The following is a 20,200-nucleotide window of genomic DNA, read 5'->3' as shown; positions in this document are numbered from 1 at the left end:
TATTCAGAAGCGTCCATTAAGACAGTAATTGCTTGAATTTTGTTCTTATTGGAGATCTTTTCTTTGGTATTTCTCCATTAATATCTTCTAGTTCATCTCCTCGCATTTTGTTTAGCCATACCAAGTGAGAGGTTTTTACCATTTCGGTAATCCCATTATTGATAAATGCATCTGATGAGGTCCAAGACCTACCGGCATCTGTCACCAAGACTAGCGCATTTGATTTATTTATCAAGGAATAGTTGAAAGGTTTCTCCTTAAAGTTTGGTAGCTCCCATAAAATAAATTCGTGAGGTAGTTTGCTAAGTGTTTCTTCCCAGAAATGCAGTTCTTTTTTAGGGTTGGAAATGGTATCCTTATCTATTACCAAGCTTTCACAAGCAACATTTTTCGCGTCTGCTGCATTGCCACAAAATATGGTGGTTCTATTTTGCCTTTTAAGCTCTTGGGCCAAATGATCGATTAAAAATGATTTTCCTTCACCCTTTTGATGGCTATAAAAGAGAATGATTTTTTGACCATCTTCAGGGAAATGCATGCTCAGGTTATTATAAAATAATTTGATCTGATTATTATGCAGTTCATCCAAATAAACGCTTTTGGATACAGCTTCTTCATTTAACCATCCTCCCGCTACAGGGAGAGAGGTCAATTTTGTGGCATTCTTTCCTGACTTAATTGAAGAGTCTAGGAAAAAAGAAAGAAGTACTACCGTAAGGACCAAGCCTCCGGTACCCAACATGCCTCCAATGACCATTAACATTCTTTTAGAAGCCAATGCGGTTTTGGGGTAGTAAGGTTCATCAATTAACTTTTGTGTTGAGGCCATTTCCAGATCATATTTCTGGAGATATGCCATATTGAGGCCGTGTAAAATAGAAAGATATTGGTCTTCATTTACACTTACTTCACGTTCTAGTTTTTTTAATTCAGCTCCTAATGGTGCAAATTCGTCAATTTTTTCTAGTAGGTATGATTTCCTTGTTTTCATTACCTCCAAGGCCTGCTTTTGTTCTTCGTAAGAAATTTTTAAAGACAGCCATTGGTCCAAGATAGTTTCCCTTTGTACTCCCTGAATAGAATTGCTATTTTTAAACAAATCATCTGAAAGTAATTTTATTTCTTTTTCTAAACTTTCAATTTCATTTTCAAGGTTTTTTATCTGTGGTTCTTGATTTTCCAATACGGATAGACCTTGAATTTTTAAATTTCTGGTGACTATTTCATCCTGCAACAAAGAAATATTTTCAATGATGACTTGACGCTGGTCAAAATTTTCAAACATCTCCTCGATTTGTTCTAGATTAAATCCGGTACCGGAAAGTAGTCTTCTGGAACGTTCTTCATCTTGATCATGCTCCAATTTTGCAATGTCCAAGTATTTTCCTTGTTCATAATAGTTTAATATTCGATTATCAGCCATAAAACCTTTCAGGTTCTCTTCCGCATCTCTTAATTTGGCCTGTGCGATGGATAGTTGGTTTTGGAAATAGGCAATCGTATTGATGTTTTCCAGCTCCTTCATTTTTGAGTAGCCGTTCATAAAGGATTCAGCGATAAAATTTAGCGTGTGGTAGCATATTCCAGCATCATTGGTGCTGTATTTTACCTCCATCATATCACTGGAAAATTTTCTGGATACTGATAGCCGACTTATTATTTTATTGATAGAATAATACTCATGTTCTCTAAGTAAATATTCAATTGGAGAGTTTTCATCGGTCTGTAAGTTTTCAAGGATATTTTTCAGTGTTTCTTCTTCATCATTTACTACAGAAAGTTCCTCCCATAAAGGTGGTGGGATATGTGATTTTAAGTCAAGGTAGGCCTCCTGACACAGCACTTCATCGTCTTGTTCCGGGAGAGCCATATGCTTGGCCAATAGTTTTAAAGAAGCTTCTTGTATAGTGGTTCTGGATTTAACTATTAAGGTTAAATTATCAAAAAGATTATTAGAGGTGTAAAAATCCATCCTTACCACACCGCCATCAGTGGCTCCCCTGTCGGAAGTCGGGTTTGTAAAGATTAAGGTAGAACTTTCGTATTCTCGTGGAAGGTTAGTGGTTAGGAAGAATACCCCAACTGCTACAAATATTGGTGTTAAAAAAATCCAAAATTTGTTTTTCCAAAGAAGCCTTATAATTTGTTTTATTGTCATTTTAATTGATAAAGTTGGCAAGCGATTCTCCCAATAGAATTTCTAATTTTTGAATGGCTACAAAAAAGTTTTTTCTTGCATTTTCATATTCTGACCTTGCAATGGTATATATTTCTTGGTTTCTCAAAAATGAAGTTGCTTCGAGGTTACCTAAGTTAAATTCCATTTCCATTTGCTGTAAATTGGTTCTTGCTTTCTCCTGCATTTCTAGCCTGATGAGCATAAGTTTTTGTCCCAATAGTGCACTATTGTATTCTTCAATTACTTGGTTGGAAATCGATAATTCCATTTCTTTTGTCTTAAAGTAAGTAGCCTCTAATTCTTGTTTCTGAAGCTTTACCCTGTCTTTTTTCAGAAAGACCTCAGAAAGGGGTATGCTAAGGTTGGCACCTACCCTGTAACCATTGGCCACATTGGACAGGTCTGTCCCGGAAGTGTATAAAATAGCTTGATTACCATAGGAGTAATCTGAATATACACGGATTAAGTTGGACCAAGATTTTTTCGCCAATTTTATTCTGGCTTCAGCTGAACCGATTAATGCCTTGTTAACTTTTACAGTAGGGTGGTTGGATATAGCTATTTTTATTAAACTATCTAAACCAGGTAATTGATCTTTAAGAGGTTCTGTTAAATTGATATATTTTTCAATATCATTTTCTTGTTGGGCATATGAATTTCCCCCTGAAATAAAAAAAAATATTACTGCAATGGTATGGAATAAAAATAGGTGCTGTACTTTTTTAAATATGAATTTCATTTATTTATATATCAAAGGCATTTAATGTTTTACGTAAAATAATTGTTTGTTTTTATCTTATTTTTAAAATAAATGTAATAAAAATTTTAGTTTATCCTTTTTTTTGAAATTAAAAATTTCACTTCTATATTCATTAAATATTTAAAAATGGAATGGTTCAGCACAAGATTTCGGAAAAAATTTCCCAATTAAGTCAAGAAATTTACGGTAGAGAAACAAGGCGTTTTTCAGAAAAATTTCGGGTCTTGATGATCGTGTTTAAGGATGTTTTCAATGGGATAATTCGTGTTGTAAATGGTAAATATCGCTTGAGAAATTGTAAGCATACAGGAAAAATGATAACTGTGAGAGGAGCTTTAAGAGTAGAGGGGTATGGAGACATTTCATTGGGGGACAATTGTAAAATTTGGTCCCATATGGGGGTGACTCAGTTGTATGCTGATAGAGGAGCAGAATTAATTATTGGAGAGGGCACTTTTATAAATACGGCTTGTATTGTGTCTGCCAGTAATCGAATTGTAATAGGTAAAAATTGTCAAATTGCCAATCAGGTAATCATAATGGATGGTGATTTTCACGGAGTAGACAATAGAGATGAGGCAGGTAAATCAGGTGAGATAACTATTGGGGACAATGCATGGCTTGCTACCAGATCCATGATTTTAAAAGGAGTGAGTATAGGCGAAGGGGCCACAGTGGCAGCAGGATCTGTAGTGACAAAAGATGTTGCGCCCTATACTTTGGTGGGAGGAGTACCAGCGAAATTGATTCGAAAGCTTCAGATTCCTGGAGCAAATGAGGGTGTTTCAGCATAAAATCCTCTATTTATTTTTATATATTTAATATGACATTACGCTATAAAAGATGGACAACTGTGTAATCCTAGATGATGATACTGCCAGCATAAAAGTGCTTTCACATTATATTGATAAGACAAAATCGCTAAAGCTATTGGCGAATTTTTCTGATGCAATAGATGGTCTGAATTACTTGGTTGAAAATCGAGAAAAAATTGACCTGCTGTTTCTGGATATAGAAATGCCGGAAATGAATGGTTTTGAAATTCTTAAGCATAGTCAATATACAGGAGCATTAATCATAATTTCTGCCAATAATGAAAATGCAATTGCAGCGTTTGAAACAGATGCATGTTTTTATTTGCCCAAGCCATTTAGTTATCCTCAATTTTTAAAAGGAATAGAAAAGCGAAAAGAAAAAGAGTTAAAAATTGACCCGAATTCTTATTCCAAGGATTTTATCTTTGTAAAGGACGATAGACTTTATAAGAAAATTCTCTTCTCAGACATCAGTTACTGTGAAGGTAAAGGTGATTATATTAGTTTGAAATGTAAAAACAAGACCTATACGATCAAATCTACTATATCAAATTTCTTGGACAAACTATCCGCAAATCCTGAATTTGTTCAAGTTCACCGTTCTTATGTGATCAATCTTCATTACCTCACAGATTTTGATAGCGACACCTCTGTAGTTGATGGCAAAATAATTCCAATAGGGGCAAAATATAGAGAACAATTGAAAAGTAGTGTGAATTTTCTATAATGAATCAACCAAGCCAATACTTACAAACTTACTCGTACAACGCCTAATTTAAGAAAGCCAATATGGGTTTTCTAAGAATCCCGGTTGCTGTATAACTGACTTAAATTCATTTCACTACCTATATCCCTTTAAAATAGTTAGGAATATCCATGTGTTCATTTATTCACTATAGGAGGAGGGCCACGTTGGCTTTCAATTTAATTGCCATTTGCGATATAATCATTGATTAAACCTACCACTAATTCGTATTCTAGGTCGTAACTGTCAATTAACTTTTTGGCAAGTGCCAAATCCAAGGTGTTCATTTCTTCTAAAGCAAGCGCTGTTTTAAAGACCTCACCCAAGCCGGCAGTTAACGCTGAACCTTTAAGTTTATGCCCTTCTGAGCTTAAACCTCCCAAATCTTTATTGTTATAATGATCGGCTAATACAGTTTTGGATTGTCCCAACTCATGAATGGTTAATTTAAGCACCTCTTTGATGATTTCAGGTTCATCACCCAAAAATTCTTTGACTTTGTCTACATCAAAATGGTCCTTTTGTTCATTGATAGACCCATTTTTTTCTGAGGGCTTTTCATTTTCTTCTTCCACACCGGAAGTTGTTGCTGCATCCTTTGTTTTTAGCCACCTGTCAAAAATGTAAATTATGTTCTTCTCTACGATTGGTTTTGGTACAAAGTCGGACATGCCCGAATCCATGCATTTTTCTTTTTCTCCTTTAATGTTTCCGGCGGTGATGGCAATGATAGGAATATCTTTGGTTTTTGGGTTGGCCTTTAATTTTTTGGTAGCCTCATGTCCGCTCATGACTGGCATTTGAATGTCCATTAATATTATGTCCGGTTGATACTCTGTGGCCATTTCATAGGCATCAAGACCATTGGTTGCCTCAAATATCTCCACCTTAGGTGAGACCTTTAAAACGATGGTTTTAGCCAAAAACATATTAATAGAATTGTCTTCAGCTATTAGTACACGTGCTCCTACAGTTTCTTTCTTCTGAGTGTCAGCTTGCTCTTTTATTTCTTTAGGAGCGGACTGCTTAGGTGGTTGTAGTTTGCTTAAAGCCTCAAATAACTCCTTGTTTTTTATTGGCTTGGAAATCCGACGGTTAATGGATAGTTCTTTGCATTGTTTAAGAATGTAATCATCTTCTGCAGAGCTATGCAGAAGTAAAATTGGCACTTGAGATTTTTTGTTTGTAAAATTTTCTCTGATTTTTTTAGTGGTTTCTATCCCATCCATATAAGGCATGTTCAAGTCCATTAAAACCACGTCATAATCATTATTTTCTATCTGTTGTAAGGCCTCAAAACCATTTTCAGCCTCATCAACTTTGATATCGTTTAAAGAAAAGATTTCTTTTAATATATACCTGTTGTTTGAATTGTCATCTACCACCAATACATTATTGAGCGGATAATCTGCAAGTTGCTCTAATTCTCCCTCTTCGGTATTGAGCTCTAAATCAAAATAAAAGGTACTACCTGCATTTAATTTGCTTTTAAGCTGCAACTCTGACCCCATCATGGATAAAAGTTTGTTCGAGATAGTAAGCCCTAAACCTGTGCCCCCATACTTTTTCGTTGTAGAACCATCTTCTTGCATAAATGCGTCGAATATCCTTTTTTGGTATTCTTCAGAAATTCCTATTCCAGTATCACGAACTTCAAACCTTATTATCCTTTTATTCTCATCAATTTTATTTAAAGTATGGATTTTAAGCTCAATTTCCCCCTTATCCGTAAATTTCACAGCGTTTCCCAGAAGGTTTATCAATATTTGTTTTAACCGAATATCGTCTACTTTAATAAACCTAGGAAGTGATTTTTCAATGTTTAAGAGCATTTCCACTCCTTTTTTCTGGGCTTGATAAGACACAACATCTGTGGCTTGGCCGGAGAGCTCAAAAATATCTGATTTTATGATTTCTAATTCAAGTTTGCCGGCCTCAATTTTTGAGAAGTCTAATATATCATTGATAATATTTAATAAAGAGACTGCCGATTGATTGACAATGTTAATGTATTGACTTTGGGTTTCATCCAATTCTGTTTTTACTAACAAGTCTGTAAAACCTATTATTCCATTAAGAGGGGTTCTAATTTCATGACTCATATTGGCCAGAAATTCTGATTTTGCTAAACTTGCTTTTTCTGCTATTTCTTTGGACTCAATTAGGTTTTTTTCCAAGATATTTCTGTCAATAGCATTTGAAATACTATTGGCAAAACTTCTTAATAATGACAATTCAGCTTTTGACCATTCTCGCTCATTGGTACAATCATCATAACCTATGAATCCCCAAAATCCATTTTCGGTAAAAATTGGAATGGTTAAAATTGATTTGATATTTTGATTGTCTAAGAATTGTTTCGTTTCAGACTCATCGGGTAAGTTTGAAATGATGGCCATAAAAACCTCATTGTTTTCCATGGGGAAAACAAAATCACCAAAAGCCTCTAGCGGGATGTTCTGTAAATCAGGGTTGTTAATTTGTGCTTCTACACTATCATTACTCCATTCAAAGCGTTGAGAGGTGTATTTTTCACCTTTTTCACCCATACTATTTTCGAAGTAATAAATTCGATCTACACCAACTGATTTGCCTATGATTTCAAGGCTATTTGGTATGGCATCATAGAGTTTGTTATTAGAAAGCAATTCGTCGGTGGCTTTGGAGATAGCTCCCAACATTTGTTCTTTCTGAATTAGCTGATTTTCTTTTTTGACTTCTTCATCGATGTCTTGAATGGTTCCTGAAAGATATAGACATTTTCCATCTTCAATATGAGCTTCACCAAGTGTCCTCACCCATATTTCTTTCCCTTGATTGTTGATTATTTTAAGCCTTTCATCCCACGGTTTGCCATAATTAATAGCCAAATCTATAACTTCTTTTATTTTATCACGGCTTTCGCCTTCTTTATAAAAATCAATCCCGGTTTCCAAATCAGGGATATATTCGTCAGAAACCATAAATATTGATTTGGTAATGTCTGTCCAGTTGATGGATTGTTTTTCTATATCGTATTTCCAGCCACCTATTTTAGCCATAGCATGGGTCTGATTCAAAAATTCTTTGGCGTTTTGGATTCTTTTTTCCAGACGTAACCTTTCTGTAATGTCAATAGAGTTGCCGATGACATATTGGTTACCAAAATGGTCTTTCTCCAATTTGTTGCTGTAAAGCCAAACTTTTAACTGGCCATTGGCTTGAAAAGTGGTCATCAAGCCTTGAGCCTCCCCGTTGTCTTTTATTTCTTTGATATAGTCGTCTACTTCAAATTTAAACTTCGAAGGGATGATATCCCAAAGCTTTTTTGTTAGCATTTCTTCCACAGTATAGCCCAACAAGCGAGCACCATAACTGTTAAAGCTTAAAAAATTACCTTCCATATCATGGGTTAACATTAACCCTTGACTATTTTCAAAGAAGGAACGGAATTTTTCTTCACTTGCTAAAAGTCTTTCTTTATTTTTTGTCTCTTCACTAATATCTCTGCCAATAGCAAAAACTAAATTATTTTCTAAATCCCCCGTCGCACGCCAAGCAAAAGTTTTGTATTCACCATTTTGACATTTCAATCGGTGATAAAAAATAGTGGTTTGTTCTTCTCCGGTTATCAAGGATTGAATCTGTTTCATGGTGCTCTTTACATCATCAGGATGAATGTAATCTAACACCGGTTTGTCAGAAATCTCTTTCTCATCGTAACCCAGTAGCGTTTTGAATGCCTTATTGACTTTAATTAATTTTCCATCAGCTCCCAGAATAGTGATTAGGTCTTGAGATAAAACCATCGCCTTACTTAATATTTGGTCTTCAAGTTCGCTGGATTGGGCAATTAGTACTTCTTTGGTCTGTGGATAAAGTAAGTCAAGATTTTCAGCAATATTTAAATTTGCTGGAGGAATTTCTTCATTGAGAACAACTACATAGCCTAAAGTCGAATTTTCTTTATTAACTATTGGCTGAATTGCCATATAATTTATTTTGCCAATCTCATTTAGGTATTCACTTTTTGCGAGCTCTTTTTCTGCTTGAATTTCTTTAATGATTGTAAATTCCTTGAAGGTTACTAAAAAGTTGAAAAAAGGATCATTTTTAGGTATATTATTGGAGGTTTGAATACTGGAAGCGCTAAGAATACAAATTCCCTCATCCTTTAGCATACCCAAAAATGAATGGTTACAAGCGCTTAGTTTTTGTGCCAGAGCCACGATCTTTGAAGAAATCTGTTGTCTTGAATTATTTTCCGGATTCATTTTATTAAAATGTCCAGTATTCTCCGTATTATTATCTGAAATATTTTTTTTCATGCTCTGAATTAAACTTTCTTGAGATGGGCGCTTAATCTCGAAATATTAACCAAATAAAATCATTTATTGCTAAATTAATAGTGAAACGCTAATTTTAAAAAAAATAAAGTGTTCGATAAAATTAAAATTTTACCTTCATCGAACTTTAAATTTTTACAAAATCGAAATTTTAATTTTAAAATCAAATTCATAAATTAAATATATTCTTATGCTTCAGGTAGTTTTTTGGATAGCAATTGCTGTGGTTGCTTACACTTTTTTAGGATATGGAATTGTAATTGCATTGCTAGTTAAACTTAAAGGTTTATTCAGAAAGGGTGATGACAATACACAGGAAGATTTTGTTCCGGAGGTCACTCTAGTTGTTCCTTGTTTCAATGAAGCAGATATCATTAAGGAAAAGATTATAAATTCACTTAGTCTGGAATACCCAAATGATAAAATTGAAATTGTTTTTATTACAGATGGATCAAATGATCATTTTAGAGAAGTTTTGAATGAGTTCCCTAGCGTTAAATTGCTTCATGAAGACAGGAGAGCAGGGAAAACAGCCGCAGAGAATAGAGCAATGAAATTTGTAAAAAGTCCATTTGTGGTGTTTACTGATGCCAATACAAATCTGAACAAAAAAGCCATTAAAAATATAGTCAAACATTTTAGCAAAGAGAATGTTGGCTGCGTTTCCGGCGAAAAAAGAGTTCTGGTGGAAGAAGAAGATTCCGCAAGTTCTGCAGGAGAAGGAATGTATTGGAAATATGAATCCTTTTTAAAGAAAATGGACTCCAAATTTTATTCAGCTGTAGGAGCAGCAGGTGAATTGGTTGCATTTAGGACATCTTTGTATAGAGATTTGCCTGAAGACACCATTCTAGATGACTTTATGCAATCCTTACTTATCGCCTCTGATGGATACAGAATCGTATATGAACCGGATGCCTATGCAATGGAAACAGGCTCTGATACCACAAGTGAGGAATTAAAAAGAAAAGTTAGAATTAGTGCGGGGGGCTGGCAATCAATGAAAAGGCTTTTTTTCAAAATAACACCCTTTAATCATCCCTTGCTCTTTTTTCAATATTTGTCCCATAGGGTTCTTAGGTGGACGATCACACCCTTTTTACTGCTTCTTATTTTTATACTTAACTTTTTTCTTCTAAATGAAGGCTTGATTTACCAATTAGTAATGATTGCTCAATTGGCTTTTTATGCGGCAGCTTTGCTTGGATATATTTTGGAAAACAGAAAGCTTAGAATTAAAGTGCTGTTTATACCTTTTTATTTTTGTATGATGAATTATGCCGTAGTTGCCGGGCTGTTTCGTTTTCTAAAAGGGAGTCAAAAAAGCACATGGGAAAAATCAAAACGTAAAGCCTGATTTATATATACTTACCTTTATCTGAAAAGAAAGCATTTTAAAGTTAATTTTTATTACTGTTGATACATGCTTTCAAAGGTGATTTATATAATAGGTTAAAAAGGTTGCAAGATATTTTCTACTGAGTAACAAGGAAAGATTTGAACGAAAATCAAATAAGATTTGGAGCACAAAGAAAATGTTGTTTTATTGGTTGATTATTACAATTAACAATAACCCAGCCGATGAAATATATAGCCCTCTATTTGCTAATGGTTTGGCAAACCTCTGCTCATGCGCAATTGCTGCCACTGCCCTCTGCTGTTTATGAGTACAAAATGTTGCCCGTAAATGTTGAGAATGGTACAGAAATCCGGCCCATCCTTGATGGCCCTACAGAAACTTTAGATAATTTCCGGGTGAACCATTATACGCTTTCAGATGGGAAAAGCTTGAGTCTCAAAAAAGGGGAAGAAAAATTAGTTTTGATTGGTTCCGGAGAACTTTCGGTAAATCAGGGGTTGGAAAGTGAAAAGTTAGAAAGCAGAAGTGTTGCCTGGTTAACAAAAGACCAACCTGCTAGCATTCACCATTCAGGAACCTCCCCGGTTTCCTTTTTTGTAATAGAATGGGAGGCTGAACAAGTAGGGAAAGATTTTAAGCCTGAGGTCAATGCTTTAACCAAGTATAATTACCGGCAATTGGAATTCAAGGAAAGTGCAAAGGGAGGACGAAGAGATGTAAGTAGAGGAGTTACTCCTACTTTACAGGAATTGGAAATGCATATCACAACTTTAGACGATGGAGAAAAAAGCCACGATCCTCATGTTCATGCGGATGAGGAGATAATCTTGGTTTTACAAGGTCAAGTTGAGGAAATGATTAACGGAGTGCCTTATCTCCTTGGCCCAGGCTCCCTTATCTATTTGCACGCAATGGATGCACATGGGATTAGGAATGCCGGAAAAGGAGCATGTGAATACTATGCCATCCGTTGGATTACAAAAAATACCGGCAAATAACTATTGGGATAGGTGTAATATACGGTAAAGACATTTTTATATTTAAATTATAATACCTTATATTGTCCTCATAAAATTAAGTTCCGCTTCCCCTTATGATTGCTTTGAGTGGAGATTAGCGGCGGCAAGCAATAAACCCATGGGCATACTGAGTAATCATACGGACAACAACTTGCTGGCCTGTTTAAAACAGGGAGATATAGCTGCTTTTGATGAGTTGTACTATCGATATGCCAGAAAGCTAATGGCTTTTTCACTCACTTTTTTTGCCGATCAACAATTGGCAGAAGAGGCCGTACAGGAAATTTTTGTAAGGGTATGGGAGCGAAGAAAAAAATTGGATGAAACAAAATCATTTAAAAGCTATCTCTTCCAATCTGTTAAATTCTATATGTTTAATTATATAAGAGATAGGAAGAATGACTGTAGCTTAGACAGTTTGTCTGATGATTTCGGCATGGTATCAGAAAGTTTAGAGGACAGCCTATCTTATAAGGAGTTGGAAGGAATGATGATGGAACAAATAGAAAAGCTTCCTACTGTACAGAAGGAGGTTTTTAAGATGAATAAATTCAATGGCATGACGAGTGAGCAAATTGCTCATCAAATGAAACTGTCAAAAAGGACCATTGAACATCATATTTACTTGGCTTCGAAATCATTGAAAAGTAACATGCTTCATAATCCTACCCTTGGTCTGGTTTTAATGCTTAATATTTTGTATTAAAGGTTTACTTTGATACTTTATTATTATGAAATATAAATTTCCTTTATTTTGTAAAGGCTAAAAATTTTAACCTTTTGTGTTTTTTTTAACTTTTCATTAAGTAAATATAGGCTTTGATGGTTTATATACAAAAGAACAATAAACCCATTGGAAAGAGAGATTATCACAAGATTTTTAAATCGCACGGCTAGTCCTGAGGAAACTAGACAAGTATTGGCTTGGTTAGAAAAGCCCGAGGCTAGAAAGGTTTTTGATGAGCATATTAAAAACACATGGGAAACCAGCTCCATTAAGGAAAAAGACCAGACTGATTACAATAAGCTTCTTCAAAAAATCCATTCACGTACTTCTGTTGCTAAAGGTCCTAATCCATCAAAAAGTATTTCATGGTATAAAACCTTCAAGGTTGCCGCTAGTATTGTCCTTTTGATTGGAAGCATTATTTTTTTAAAAAAAGGTTTAGAATTCAAGGAGCCTAACCTAGCCTTACCTGAGAAGGTAATCGAGCGGAAAACGGGCATAGGAGAAAAGCTAACCATGAATCTTCCTGATGGTACAAGCATAGTTTTAAATGCTAATTCCAGTATAATTTTCTCTTCTGGTTATGGGGATAAAAATAGACTCGTTGAGTTGGATGGCGAAGGATATTTCCAGATTGCCAAAGATAGTTTACGGCCTTTTCAAGTAAAGACAGAGGGGATGGTTACCACCGCCCTAGGCACAGCTTTCAATACAATCGCAAGAGAGGGGTTTTACGCTATTGCACTTACTGAAGGAAAGGTTGCCATTGAGACAGGAGAGGAAGAATTAAAGTTAAATCCCGGTCAAATGTTGGTTTTAGATAAAAGAGATAGCTTGTCAGGGCTTGAAGTTAGGACTTTTGAAACCGATAAAGTGATAGGGTGGAAAGAGGGAATATTACATTTTGATAGGGTACAATTAAAGAAGATTCTAGAAGAACTTGCCAAATGGTACGGAGTGGAATTAGAAATTGAAACGGGAATAAATGTTAATAAAAGAGTAATTGGGACTTTCCGGAATAAAAACCTAGGTGATGTCCTCACTGGATTAGGTTTTTCAATGGGGTTTCAATTTGAAATAGATAAAAACCGAGTATTAATCAAAAAAAGTAGCCTATGATATAAACCAATGCAGGGCAAATCCCCCATCGCCAAATGAAATGATTTACCCTGCAGATCTTAAAATTTAACCTTTAAAATCATATAAAATTATGAAAAGAAAACTACTGTACCTAATAAAAATGGTATCCCAAAACCTATTGTATGGCTTGTTGCTACAGTGTTTGTTTATGACAACATTGGCGGCTCATGAGATAACTGCTCAGATAAGGCCCATTGATAAGTCCTATATTAAACTGAAAAAAGTTCAATGGGATTTGGAGGAGATTTTCCAGAAGGTTGAAAATTCAACCGATTATCAATTTGTGCTTCCGGAAGAAATTTTGGACAATAACCCAAATTTAAACTTAAAAAATAAACGACAATCAGTAAATGATTTGTTGATCGACATTGCCTTAGCAGCAGACCTAAAGTTCAAGCAAGTAGACAATTCCATCTATGTGGCCAAAGCCAAATATCAGAAAGACCAAGGAAACATTGAAATCTCTATAGAGGAACGCCCTATCAAAGGAAGGGTTGTAGATACCAATGGACAGGGAATTCCGGGTGCAACAGTATTGGTTCAAGGGACCAATATAGGTACTGCCACTGATATTGATGGTAATTTTTCTTTCGAAGTCCCAGACAATGCAGTGTTGATTTTCTCATTTATTGGTTACCAACAACAAGTAGTTTCAGTAGGAAACCGGAATGAAATTAATGTAACCATGACGGAAGACTTGTCTTCACTAGATGAGGTAGTTGTGGTAGGTTATGGTACACAAAAGAAAGTAAATTTGACTGGGGCTGTGAGTTCAATAACCTCCAAGGAGATTGTTAATCAGCCAGTCGGACAAACGTCTATGGCCTTGCAAGGCATCGCTCCGGGAGTCACAGTCACTCAGCGTAGTGGCCAACCGGGAAGTGATGGAGGTTCTATTCGGATTCGTGGGGTAGGGACCCTCGGAGATTCTAATCCACTAGTGATGGTAGATGGAATAGAAACAAGCCTTAATAATGTTGATCCGAATGAGATTGAAAGTATTTCAATATTAAAGGATGCTTCTTCTGCAGCCATTTATGGGGCAAGGGCAGCCAATGGTGTTGTATTGATTACTACAAAACGTGGGGTAGAAGGAGTAAGGGTAAATTATAATATGTATGCCGGTTTTCAGGTGCCTACCCAGCTTCCGGAAATTGTTGGGGCCATAGACCATATGGAGATGGCAAATGAAGCATTTACAAATATTGGAAATGATCCCCAATATACTGATGAGTTTATTGCCGATTATAAGGCTGGAATGCCTTCTGATCAATATCCTGATACAGACTGGCAAGCAATAACCATGAGCAACGCTGCCTTTATGCAAAATCACAATTTAAGCATTAACGCAGGGAGTGAGAAGTCAAAGTTATTTGCTTCTGTAAGTTATCTGGATCAAGAAGGAATTATTCCAAATACTAGCTTTAACCGTTTTAATTTAAGGCTCAATTCAGACATAAACGTATCAGAAAGATTGACGCTTTCTACAGATATTTTTTTGCGGAGGGCTTTCCAAAAACAACCTTCCAGTGGCACAGGTTACGTTTTTCACTGGATGAGAAGAATTCCTTCAAATGAGGTAGGCGTTTTATCTAATGGGCGCTATGGTGAAGGCTGGAATGGAGACCATCCTTTGGCCAGGGCTAAAGACGGAGGGTTAAACACGAATGAAAGCCTGGATGCCATCTTGAACTTTCGACTGAATTACAAAATTTCCGAAGGGCTAAATGCCGAAGTAATGTACGCTCCGAAGTTCTGGAACCCACATAGCAAAGTTTTCTCCAATATCACCCAAACTTATGCTAGAGATGGAGAAACTCCTACGCACTTTGTTCCACAGAGAAATTCATTGTCAGAAAGCTATACTCGAGAGTGGTACAATAACCTACGAGCAATAGTGACCTATGACAAAAGTTTTAATGAGATTCACACCATTGGTGTGACGGCTGGCTATCAACAGGAAGATCAAACCAATGCATGGATTTCAGCTTATAGAGAAGTGTTTCCCTTGCCTCAATATGAGCAGATCAATGCAGGAAACAGAGCAAATGAGCGAACTGGTGGTGCCGCTTCTCACTGGGCTTTACAATCTGTTTTCGGTAGGGTGACTTACAATTATGATGAAAGGTATTTATTGGAAGGAAATGTACGTAGAGATGCTTCTTCCAGGTTTGCTGAAGGCAATAGATCTGGAGTGTTTCCATCATTTTCTGCGGGCTGGCGTATTTCTGAAGAAGGATTTATGGAGCAGTACTCAGGTTTAGTTGACCACTTGAAACTAAGGGCCTCATGGGGACAGCTAGGTAATCAAAATATTGGCCTTTATCCTTTTGCAGCCTTTATGGCTTTAGGTGGAAGCGCACAGGACTATACATTTGGAGGGGCAAATGCTCCTGGTGCTGCATTGAACAGTATGGCCAATTCATCCATACAATGGGAAACGACTGAAACCACAGATGTTGGACTTGAATTTAACCTTTGGGGGAAATTAGATGTGTCTGCAGATTATTATATCAGAAGAACCAAGGATATTCTTCTGGCTTTAAATATCCCACAGACCCTTGGACTAAGTGCACCTTTTCAGAATGCAGGAGAGGTCTTAAACAAGGGCTATGATTTGATGGTGAACTACCGGAATAAGGTAGGTGAACTGAATTATAGCATCATGGTAAACTATTCCGATGTTCGCAATGAAATCATCGACATGAAAGGAATAGAGAATACGGGTCTGACAGTTAATAGAGAGGGGTATCCGATTGGATCGTTCTTTGGATATGTTGATCAGGGCTTGTTTCAATCGCAAGAGGAGGTAGACAATCATGCAGATCAATTTGGAAATATTGCTCCCGGAGATATCAAATACAAAGACATTGATGGAGACGGCATGATCAATGACCGTGACCTAGCGGTGATAGGTAGCCCCATACCAAGACATACTTTTGGCTTTCGATTTAGTGCAGACTATAAAGGCTTTGACCTATCTGTTTTTCTACAAGGAGTTGGGAAAGCAGATGGCTACATGTATGGTCAAGGCATCATGCCTTTTTACCTAGGAGGTACGGTACAAGAACAGCACAAGGACCGTTGGACACCAACCAATACTGATGCTGCTTATCCTAGGTTAGCCTGGAATCAAACCAATAACGAGCAAAATTCGAGTTTTTGGATGAGAAATGCAGCCTATTTAAGAGGTCAGAATATTCAAGTAGGTTATGCTTTTCCAGAAACAGCTTTATCCAAGATAAATATAAGAGGACTGAGACTGTATTTGAGTGGTAGGAATTTGTTTACGGTTCATAATTTTTATGAAGGTTATGATCCTGAAGCTCCGGTTAGTAATGGTGGATGGTATCCTCAGATGACTACCTATACGATGGGTTTGAATGTTAATTTCTAAACACTTGGAACTGATGAAAAAGATAATAATATATACAATATTGATACCTGCTTTGATTTTCTCTTCAGCATGTGATGATGAATATTTAGAGCGACTGCCCTTAGACTCTCCTTCAAGCGAAACCTATTTTTCCAATGAAACTGAATTGGAAATGGCTGTTACAGGAGTTTATAATAGACTTTGGTATTTTCCCGTAGGAGTAGCATGGTTTTTATCTTTCGACTTTGCCTCGGATGATGGTTGGGACCGAAATGGAAGTACCCTTCAAGCTTTGGGTAGAGGAGAACAAAATGCTGACAATGGATTTACCAACGGTTTTTGGTCTCATTTCTATAGAGGAATAAATAGAGTAAATTATATTACCTCTAAAAGTAACCAACTAAAACAGGAAATGGACCCTGAAGACTATGATAGGTTGGTAGGTGAAGCTAGATTTTTAAGGGCTTACTTTTATTCCTATTTGGCGGAGCTTTATGGTGATGTACCCTTGATTACAAGCACACTAACTCTGGAAGAGTCCCAAACACCTAGGGCTTCTAAAGAGGCTGTGATAGATTTTGTGCTTTCAGAATTAAATGAGGTGAAAAATTATATACCTATAAATGCCTCTGAAAAAGGAAGGGTGACAAAAGGAGTCGTTTTGGCATTGATATCTAGAGTAGCTTTATGGAATGAAAGATGGGAAGAATCTGCAGCGGCAGCCAAGGAACTTATAGACTCCGGGGCTTATCAAATCGACCCTGATTACCAAGGAATGTTCACCTTTGCAGGAGATAATTCACCTGAAGTGATCATGAGGATCCAATATCTCCGTGGGGTAGCTACCCACAATATGCCCAGGAATTTTTGGTCCAGAATGGCCTTGGGGCATTCAAATAAAAAGCCACCTCAAGACATGGTAGATACTTACAATTGTATCGATGGTTTGCCGATTGATGAGTCGCCTCTTTATAAGCCCGATAGTCCATTTGAGAACAGAGATCCAAGGTTAGGCCATACATTGGTAGTACCGGGCTCACGTTTGGTAAATTGGATCTATGAGACGCACCGAGACAGTACCATGACTTGGGAATTTACGGGGGATGAAATGATAAGGGTTCCAAATATCGAGGCACAACATGCTTATGCTTCTTTTACCGGTTATCTTTATAGGAAGCATATAGATGTGGCCAATTATCCCACAGATGTAGGGTCCACAGATCAGAATCTAACCATTTTCAGATTAGGCGAGGTATTGCTGAATTATGCGGAAGCAAAGGTTGAATTAAATCAATTGGATGAATCTGTATATGAAGCAATCAATGCCCTCCGCTCCAGAGAATCGGTACAAATGCCGCTCTTAACGTCCGGGAAAACCCAAGATGAATTAAGGAATATTGTTAGAAAGGAAAGAAGGCATGAATTGGGAATGGAAGGTTTTAGGTATTTTGATATCCGAAGGTGGAGGATAGCAGAAGATGTAATCCCCGGTCCTGTAAGAGGAAGAGTAAACAGGTATGGTGGAGGAGGATGGTTGAATTCGCCGCCAATGATAGATGAAATGGGTACTCCCATTTATGACAATATCAGCAATGCAAATGAAATGGTGGTAGTGGAAACAAGGGCATTTAATCCCGAAAGAGATTACTTGTGGCCTATCCCTAGAATAGAATTAGAGACCAATACCGCACTTACTCAGAATCCGGGTTATTAAATTGGAAGCTGATACCTATCGATAAAATGACTTAATAAAATAATTGAGTTTCCTGCTTCAGTTCATTGATCTTGGAGTGGGAAACTCTCTTTTGAAATATGGTTTGAAGGTGATATCCTCTAGCTAACATGAACATGAAAAAAAGATTTAATCTAGTACCTATGGATGATTATGCTAAAGTCATAGGTATTAATAGGGTAAGCAATGCCAAACAATATTCATGATCAGTTTGATAAAAAATAATATTATTCAAAGCTAAATTACAAGTGCAAAAGAGTTGTTATTTTAGTGAACCAATAGATTGCGCTTTTGAGAATAAAATATTGACCAAGAAAATGAAATACGCACAAATAAATTATTTGTGTTTTATAATAAATAGACCCCTTACCTAATTGGTAGGTATAAAATTTCACAATTTTTAAAAATGAGAAGAGAAGACGCTAAAAGAATGGGAAAAAAATTATTTAATCAAAGACTATTTGCCAAAATACAAAGACTTTCGGGGTACTTGGTTTTGGTTACTTTCTTATTAGCTTCATGCAAATCTCAGGATAAAGAAATCGTTAAAAAGGACTTACCTAATATCTTATTTATTTTTGCAGATGATTTGGGCTATGGTGATTTGGAGGTGTACAACTCGAATTCCAAGACCTTTACACCTAATCTGAATCAATTGGCAGAAGAAGGTGTGCGGTTCACAGAAGCTTATTGTCCAGTTTCTGTCTGCTCTCCAAGTAGGTATGCCCTAATGACCGGCGAGTACCCATGGAGAAGTTGGAAGAAAAGCGGAGTGATGAGGAATTACGAGCCGTCAATGATTGGGGAGGAGACATTGACTTTGCCTCAGATGCTTACCAGTGCAGGTTACCAAACCGTGGGGTTTGGAAAATGGCATTTGGGCACAACTTTCCCTACAACAGATGGTGAGGTCCCTGTGGGATATGGAAAATTTCACGATGAGCAGAATGGGGCAAACATTGACTTCAATCAACCATTAAGTGATGGACCCATGGACCGGGGTTTCCAACACTGGTTTGGTTTCAGTTGTGCCAGTGAATGTTGGCTTTTTGAAGATAAAAAAATTGTTGGAGCCATTCAACATGATTTATATACCACAGAAGCAGCTTCCCCGGGAGAAGAGCTTATGGAATTACCTTTAAAGGATTTTCTACCCTATATCACCAAAGAAAGTATGAATTATCTTCAGAAATATAAAAGTGAAGCTTCAGACAAACCTTTCTTTCTTTATTATTCCCCCTATGTACCTCATATTCCTTTGGCTGTTTCTGATGAATTTATTGGTAAAACTGAGGCCGGACCTTATGGGGATTATGTATTCGAACTGGATCATTATATAGGTGAATTATTGCAAGAGCTTGACGAGCTAGGCTTGAGGGAGAATACCCTCATTATTTTTGCAAGTGACAATGGCTCTCAGTTTATTGCTACCCATGCTGGCCAAGACGGTGAAGCCCATTCAAATAGTCCCTCTGATGTGAATAAGGAGATTAATCCTGATGCACATCAGCCCAATTACCCCTACAGGGGAACCAAATGGTCTGTTTATGAGGGAGGTGTTAGAACGCCTTTAATAGCAAGTTGGAAAGGAAATTTTCCTGAAGGACATGTAAGTGATCAGCTAATAGCCTTGAATGATGTTTTACCTACTTTGGCTGCTTTGGTGGGTGAAAAAATACCTGAAGGAGCTTCAAGAGACGGGTACAATTTATTGCCTGTTTTTTATGGAGATAAAGTAGATTTGGAAAAGAGAGAAGCTGTAGTCGTGAGGGGAAGTGGGGAGTCCTACGCTTTGAGAGAGGGTAAATGGAAGGTAGTGGGGCTTGGAGATTATCCCTTTACATCTCCCGGAGAACTTTATGATTTGGCTGAAGACCCTGGAGAAACAAAAAATATATATGCCGAAAATTCCGAATTGGCTGATAAACTATTGAATCAATTGAACGAACATTTAGCATCTGCCATGTGATAGATCTTAAGATTAGAGTTTAGATAAAATTATACCATTTGCTGATTTTCAAT

At 36.7% G+C, this 20,200-nt stretch carries 12 protein-coding genes; 9 read left to right on the top strand and 3 right to left on the bottom strand.

What is annotated here, in order from left to right; genetic code table 11:
* Positions 1–16: 16 nt before the first annotated feature.
* The gene (locus tag Q4534_RS17990; protein WP_303614542.1) at positions 17–2,158 is read right to left on the bottom strand and encodes a Wzz/FepE/Etk N-terminal domain-containing protein; all 2,142 of its coding nucleotides are present in this window, start codon (positions 2,156–2,158) and stop codon (positions 17–19) included.
* 1 nt (position 2,159) lies between these two features.
* Positions 2,160–2,918, bottom strand: a complete 759-nt coding sequence (locus Q4534_RS17985; RefSeq protein ID WP_303614541.1) for a TolC family protein — start codon at positions 2,916–2,918, stop codon at positions 2,160–2,162.
* Between the two features lie 152 nt (positions 2,919–3,070).
* Between Q4534_RS17985 and Q4534_RS17980 the strand changes: the two genes are divergently transcribed.
* Together Q4534_RS17980 and Q4534_RS17975 are read left to right on the top strand one after the other, a co-directional pair.
* Positions 3,071–3,733, top strand: a complete 663-nt coding sequence (locus Q4534_RS17980) for a DapH/DapD/GlmU-related protein (RefSeq protein WP_303614540.1) — start codon at positions 3,071–3,073, stop codon at positions 3,731–3,733.
* Between the two features lie 49 nt (positions 3,734–3,782).
* Positions 3,783–4,481 (top strand): LytTR family DNA-binding domain-containing protein, encoded by a 699-nt coding sequence (locus Q4534_RS17975; RefSeq protein WP_303614539.1) that lies wholly within the window; start codon positions 3,783–3,785, stop codon positions 4,479–4,481.
* 197 nt (positions 4,482–4,678) lie between these two features.
* Here the strand turns inward: Q4534_RS17975 and Q4534_RS17970 are convergent, their stop codons facing one another.
* Complete coding sequence (locus tag Q4534_RS17970) at positions 4,679–8,806, bottom strand: response regulator (protein WP_303614538.1); 4,128 nt, start codon at positions 8,804–8,806, stop codon at positions 4,679–4,681.
* A 208-nt stretch (positions 8,807–9,014) separates the two neighbouring features.
* Between Q4534_RS17970 and Q4534_RS17965 the strand changes: the two genes are divergently transcribed.
* From Q4534_RS17965 to Q4534_RS17935, 7 genes are all read left to right on the top strand, one after another.
* Positions 9,015–10,181, top strand: coding sequence for a glycosyltransferase family 2 protein (locus tag Q4534_RS17965; protein ID WP_303614537.1), 1,167 nt, complete (start codon positions 9,015–9,017; stop codon positions 10,179–10,181).
* Positions 10,182–10,405: 224 nt separating this feature from the next.
* Positions 10,406–11,182 (top strand): cupin domain-containing protein, encoded by a 777-nt coding sequence (locus Q4534_RS17960; protein WP_303614536.1) that lies wholly within the window; start codon positions 10,406–10,408, stop codon positions 11,180–11,182.
* Between the two features lie 139 nt (positions 11,183–11,321).
* Entirely contained in the window at positions 11,322–11,909 is a 588-nt protein-coding gene (locus tag Q4534_RS17955; protein ID WP_303614535.1) for an RNA polymerase sigma-70 factor, read from the top strand.
* A gap of 147 nt (positions 11,910–12,056) precedes the next feature.
* Complete coding sequence (locus tag Q4534_RS17950) at positions 12,057–13,049, top strand: FecR family protein (protein WP_303614534.1); 993 nt, start codon at positions 12,057–12,059, stop codon at positions 13,047–13,049.
* Positions 13,050–13,140: 91 nt separating this feature from the next.
* Entirely contained in the window at positions 13,141–16,467 is a 3,327-nt protein-coding gene (locus tag Q4534_RS17945; protein ID WP_303614533.1) for a TonB-dependent receptor, read from the top strand.
* A gap of 13 nt (positions 16,468–16,480) precedes the next feature.
* Complete coding sequence (locus Q4534_RS17940; protein WP_303614532.1) at positions 16,481–18,160, top strand: RagB/SusD family nutrient uptake outer membrane protein; 1,680 nt, start codon at positions 16,481–16,483, stop codon at positions 18,158–18,160.
* A 424-nt stretch (positions 18,161–18,584) separates the two neighbouring features.
* Entirely contained in the window at positions 18,585–20,147 is a 1,563-nt protein-coding gene (locus Q4534_RS17935; protein ID WP_303614531.1) for an arylsulfatase, read from the top strand.
* The last annotated feature ends 53 nt before the right edge of the window (positions 20,148–20,200 follow it).

Source organism: Cyclobacterium sp. 1_MG-2023 (assembly GCF_030546805.1).
Taxonomy (GTDB): domain Bacteria; phylum Bacteroidota; class Bacteroidia; order Cytophagales; family Cyclobacteriaceae; genus Cyclobacterium.
This window is presented reverse-complemented; position numbering and strand designations above follow the sequence as displayed.

Excerpts from the sequence above, each read along its gene's own strand:
- Q4534_RS17980 (WP_303614540.1), top strand. The coding sequence starts at position 3,071 with ATGGTTCAGCACAAGATTTCGGAAAAAATTTCCCAATTAAGTCAAGAA.
- Q4534_RS17965 (WP_303614537.1), top strand. The coding sequence starts at position 9,015 with ATGCTTCAGGTAGTTTTTTGGATAGCAATTGCTGTGGTTGCTTACACT.
- Q4534_RS17990 (WP_303614542.1), bottom strand. The coding sequence starts at position 2,158 with ATGACAATAAAACAAATTATAAGGCTTCTTTGGAAAAACAAATTTTGG.
- Q4534_RS17945 (WP_303614533.1), top strand. The coding sequence starts at position 13,141 with ATGAAAAGAAAACTACTGTACCTAATAAAAATGGTATCCCAAAACCTA.
- Q4534_RS17985 (WP_303614541.1), bottom strand. The coding sequence starts at position 2,918 with ATGAAATTCATATTTAAAAAAGTACAGCACCTATTTTTATTCCATACC.
- Q4534_RS17970 (WP_303614538.1), bottom strand. The coding sequence starts at position 8,806 with ATGAAAAAAAATATTTCAGATAATAATACGGAGAATACTGGACATTTT.
- Q4534_RS17960 (WP_303614536.1), top strand. The coding sequence starts at position 10,406 with ATGAAATATATAGCCCTCTATTTGCTAATGGTTTGGCAAACCTCTGCT.
- Q4534_RS17935 (WP_303614531.1), top strand. The coding sequence starts at position 18,585 with ATGAGAAGAGAAGACGCTAAAAGAATGGGAAAAAAATTATTTAATCAA.
- Q4534_RS17975 (WP_303614539.1), top strand. The coding sequence starts at position 3,783 with ATGGACAACTGTGTAATCCTAGATGATGATACTGCCAGCATAAAAGTG.
- Q4534_RS17955 (WP_303614535.1), top strand. The coding sequence starts at position 11,322 with ATGGGCATACTGAGTAATCATACGGACAACAACTTGCTGGCCTGTTTA.
- Q4534_RS17940 (WP_303614532.1), top strand. The coding sequence starts at position 16,481 with ATGAAAAAGATAATAATATATACAATATTGATACCTGCTTTGATTTTC.